General features: G+C 62.7%; 1 pseudogene. It reads right to left on the reverse strand.

Features of this window, described 5'->3' with window-relative positions:
• Window positions 1-217, reverse strand: a pseudogene (locus tag QCE73_RS34190) (hypothetical protein); the annotation flags it as partial.
• Window positions 218-300 lie beyond the last annotated feature (83 nt).

Genomic DNA, 300 nt, shown 5'->3' on the forward strand with positions numbered 1-300 from the left:
CGAGTATCGTGATGAGAAACAGCGACGTGACCAGCGTGCGCAAGCGCGAGCGCTGTGCGAAACGCGGCGCGATGAGCAGCAGGAAGCAGCCCGCGAGAATCGAGGGCACGGTGAGCAGAATCTGGATGGCTTTGCTGGCCGTTTCGGCGCCCTTGAAATCGAACGCGAGCGGGAGCAGGAACAGCCAGACCCAGACGACGGCGAACTTGTTGCGCATGGCGTTCTCTCGAGAATCGCAGCACTCTTTCGAGTCTTCAACGCGGTGTCGATGCCGTGCCGGGCCGATGCGCCCGGCGAATG

The organism is Caballeronia sp. LZ029, from assembly GCF_031451275.1.
Taxonomy (GTDB): domain Bacteria; phylum Pseudomonadota; class Gammaproteobacteria; order Burkholderiales; family Burkholderiaceae; genus Caballeronia; species Caballeronia jiangsuensis.